This window comes from Mycobacterium sp. NS-7484, assembly GCF_001953975.1.
In the GTDB taxonomy this organism is placed as follows: Bacteria; Actinomycetota; Actinomycetes; order Mycobacteriales; family Mycobacteriaceae; genus Mycobacterium.
In genome coordinates, this window is sequence record NZ_MBEJ01000103.1 from 1 (window position 1) to 2,638 (window position 2,638).

The window sequence follows — 2,638 nt, forward strand, 5'->3', positions numbered from 1 at the left end:
TGCGCGGCGATAGCAGCATCAGCGAGGCGCAGTGCCGTTTGCGGTCCGATTGACCAGTCGCCGACCGGCCTGTCCTCGATGGCCTTGGCGACGGTTTCGCGTGCGCTCATTTCTTCCTCCACATGGTTCCGGTTTGGGCTCGGCGGGTTCGGTGCGCACAACACGATTCAGCGGTCACAGGACACCTCGCTTCAGGTACTCCAGCTCTGCAAGTGGCCGGTGGTAGGCATCAAGCGGCACCCACACGGCCTGGCCATCTGGCTTCAGTAGCAGCAGTGGGCCGTCGGTAATTACTTCTCTGGCGTCGGCCATGGTGGCGATCTGTGACAGATAGCCGCATTCGATGAGGCACTGGCCCAGAACGAGGCTCACAGGACACCTCGCAGCCGCGCAGTCCGGTACGCCTGGCGCACGGCTTCGTCGCGCCGGGTGATCTCGTCCTCGGTCAGTGGCCGGCCAGGGCGCAGCATGTCGCCGAACGCCTTCACGCAGTCCCGGCATGGGGTGCCGGGGATCTCGGTGATCAGCTGGCAGCCGGGGGACGCGCAGATCGGGAGGGACAACTGGGCGGTCATGACGCGCTCGATTCGCTATGCCGGTCGAACAGTGACCCCTGGCCAGAGATCGGCCGGTTCGACCAAATCACCTCGGTACGTGCGTGACTGGTCTTCGCCTGCCCGGTCATCGTGGGGATTTCGATGCGCTCCCAACCGACTAGCGCGTCTTCGTACAGCTCGGATGGATAGCCGGACAACACCACTGACGCCTGGCAGCCCATCAGTTCCCAGATCAGTTGCAGGTGCTCATCGTGTCCGCGCATCTCGTGCCGGTACGTGCCGCCACCGGTCGCCCGGCTACTCCCGATATATGGCGGGTCGACGTACATGAGGCAGTTGGAGTGCGCGCCGTACTGCTTGATGATTTCGAGTGCGGGGCGGCATTCGAGGCTGACGTGCTGCAGGCGTTCCGCGCAGGCCGCCATCCGATCGACGTACCCGGCGAGGTACTGCGGCATTCCGGCTGAACATCCGGCCGGATCCACATAGCAGCGCCACCCGGTCTTGCGTAGTGTGCCGCCGCGGCCCTGGGCGATCTGGACCCAGATCAGGCGCGCCCGCTCGATGTCGTCGAGATCCTCCAGCGAGGCCTCGCGCGCGGCTAAGTACTCCGCTCGGGAGTGCGGCGTGAGCGCGCACGCTCGGGCTAGCTGCTCGGGCTTGTCGCGGAGTACTCGCCAGAACGTCATCAGGTCACCGTCGAGATCGTTGACCGTTTCCATGCGGCTGGGCTTCTTGGCCAGCAGGACCGCCAGGCTTCCGGCGAACGGCTCGACGTAGTGCTCGTGTGGCGGCAGCAGCGCCGCGATCTTCGCAGCCAGCCGGGTTTTGCCGCCGTAGTAGGCGAACGGTGGGGCGCTCATGCTGTGGCCCCGAACAATTCGAGCTGGCACGGGGCGGCCTCGGCCAGGCCGAGGACCGTCAGCATCGCGTCGTCGACGTTGTTCCGGTCAGCCTTGCGGGCCTCCATCAGCACGGCCCGCAGCTCCACCGGCAGCTCCTGCGCGAACCGCTTCAGCTGCGTCCACGTGACCGTCACCCGCACGACGCCTGGCGCGTCACCGCCCACGATCCCCGACTTGGTGACCTGGTACGAGTTCAGCCACTCGGGCACCCGTGCGCGCCCGGGCGGCCAGCATCCGCCGGCGTGACTCTGCTTGATGCTGGTGATCCCGTAGTCAGGATCGATCAGCGCGATCGGCATCACATGCCGTGCAGCGACGTACAGCAGCCACCGCTGGCCCTCGGTGAGCGTGGCGGCGGTCATCACTCACCTGCCAGTGCGTCGGCGAGTTTGTCGGCCAGGTGCCGCTCCCACTCAGCGCGGGTGCCACGCAGCTTGCACGGGCACCGGTAGACCCTGCCGTCATAGGTCTCCGCGTTGTGCGCGGTGAACACCGCGGCCAGCTCGGTGATGCGGCCGTGGACCCGTTCGCGGATCCGGCCGGCGGACACCTGGGCGATAGCGCGGTGGCGGTCCGCCCCGGCCAGGAACCCGAGTTCGACGGCCCGCTCGATCGTTGCCAAGTCAGGGTTCTCCCCCAACGGCTGATCATCCTCGGTCGCGTTCATGCTGCACTCCTCAGCGCCTGGATCTTGCCGGGCCGGAACCCACCCCACGGTGGCAGCTCGACCCCGTTGACGTTCGCGCACACGATCGGCGCGCTGGTGATGTCGAGTTCCATTGCAGCAGCCCGGGTCTGGTCGTCAATCGCCATTTCGGTGAACGGGATGCCGAGCTTGCCCAGGTGCTGCTTCGTCGCGGTGCACTGCGGGCACGCGGTCGCCGTGTACACCGTCACCACTGGGGCGGTCATTCGTCACCGTGGGAGAACGAGGGGCCCTCGAACGTGTCGCCGAGCTCTGCATCCGGATCGTCCCCGAACAGCGGCGGCTGCGCCTTCGCGGCTTCGGCTTCGGCTTCCGCGTCCAGCTCGGCCTGCGTCTTCGGCTCCTCAGGCTCCGGCTCACCCGGCAGCCAGATCGCCTGGATCTGCAAGTCGCGCTTGTACCGCTCCTCACCGTCCGCGCGAGTCAGCGGGCCGTGCTCGCCCTTGCACCGGGCACGCACCATGAACACC

General features: G+C 67.1%; 6 protein-coding genes and 1 pseudogene. All 7 read right to left on the reverse strand.

The annotated features are described in order from the left end of the window. Positions 1–174: 174 nt before the first annotated feature. Positions 175–372, reverse strand: coding sequence for a hypothetical protein (locus A5733_RS19500; RefSeq protein ID WP_076241327.1), 198 nt, complete (start codon positions 370–372; stop codon positions 175–177). Further along, positions 369–575 (reverse strand): hypothetical protein, encoded by a 207-nt coding sequence (locus A5733_RS19505; RefSeq protein WP_076241328.1) that lies wholly within the window; start codon positions 573–575, stop codon positions 369–371. Before A5733_RS19505 ends, A5733_RS19500 begins: the two co-directional genes overlap by 4 nt. Further along, positions 572–1,420 carry a DNA adenine methylase gene (locus tag A5733_RS19510; RefSeq protein WP_076241329.1) on the reverse strand — a complete coding sequence of 283 codons (849 nt, stop codon included), beginning with the start codon at positions 1,418–1,420 and terminating at the stop codon, positions 572–574. The genes A5733_RS19505 and A5733_RS19510 overlap by 4 nt, the downstream gene beginning before the upstream one ends. Then, positions 1,417–1,824 (reverse strand): hypothetical protein, encoded by a 408-nt coding sequence (locus tag A5733_RS19515; protein ID WP_076241330.1) that lies wholly within the window; start codon positions 1,822–1,824, stop codon positions 1,417–1,419. The genes A5733_RS19510 and A5733_RS19515 overlap by 4 nt, the downstream gene beginning before the upstream one ends. Next, on the reverse strand, positions 1,824–2,129 hold the full coding sequence (locus A5733_RS19520) for a hypothetical protein (RefSeq protein WP_076241331.1): 306 nt from the start codon (positions 2,127–2,129) through the stop codon (positions 1,824–1,826). Before A5733_RS19520 ends, A5733_RS19515 begins: the two co-directional genes overlap by 1 nt. Continuing rightward, complete coding sequence (locus tag A5733_RS19525) at positions 2,126–2,374, reverse strand: glutaredoxin family protein (protein WP_083666319.1); 249 nt, start codon at positions 2,372–2,374, stop codon at positions 2,126–2,128. The genes A5733_RS19520 and A5733_RS19525 overlap by 4 nt, the downstream gene beginning before the upstream one ends. Continuing rightward, a pseudogene (locus A5733_RS27570) lies at positions 2,371–2,638 on the reverse strand (hypothetical protein); the annotation flags it as partial. The gene A5733_RS19525 and the pseudogene A5733_RS27570, both read right to left, overlap by 4 nt.

Coding starts and splice junctions, on each gene's coding strand:
- A5733_RS19505 (WP_076241328.1), bottom strand. CDS start 575: ATGACCGCCCAGTTGTCCCTCCCGATCTGCGCGTCCCCCGGCTGCCAG.
- A5733_RS19510 (WP_076241329.1), bottom strand. CDS start 1,420: ATGAGCGCCCCACCGTTCGCCTACTACGGCGGCAAAACCCGGCTGGCT.
- A5733_RS19515 (WP_076241330.1), bottom strand. CDS start 1,824: ATGACCGCCGCCACGCTCACCGAGGGCCAGCGGTGGCTGCTGTACGTC.
- A5733_RS19520 (WP_076241331.1), bottom strand. CDS start 2,129: ATGAACGCGACCGAGGATGATCAGCCGTTGGGGGAGAACCCTGACTTG.
- A5733_RS19525 (WP_083666319.1), bottom strand. CDS start 2,374: ATGACCGCCCCAGTGGTGACGGTGTACACGGCGACCGCGTGCCCGCAG.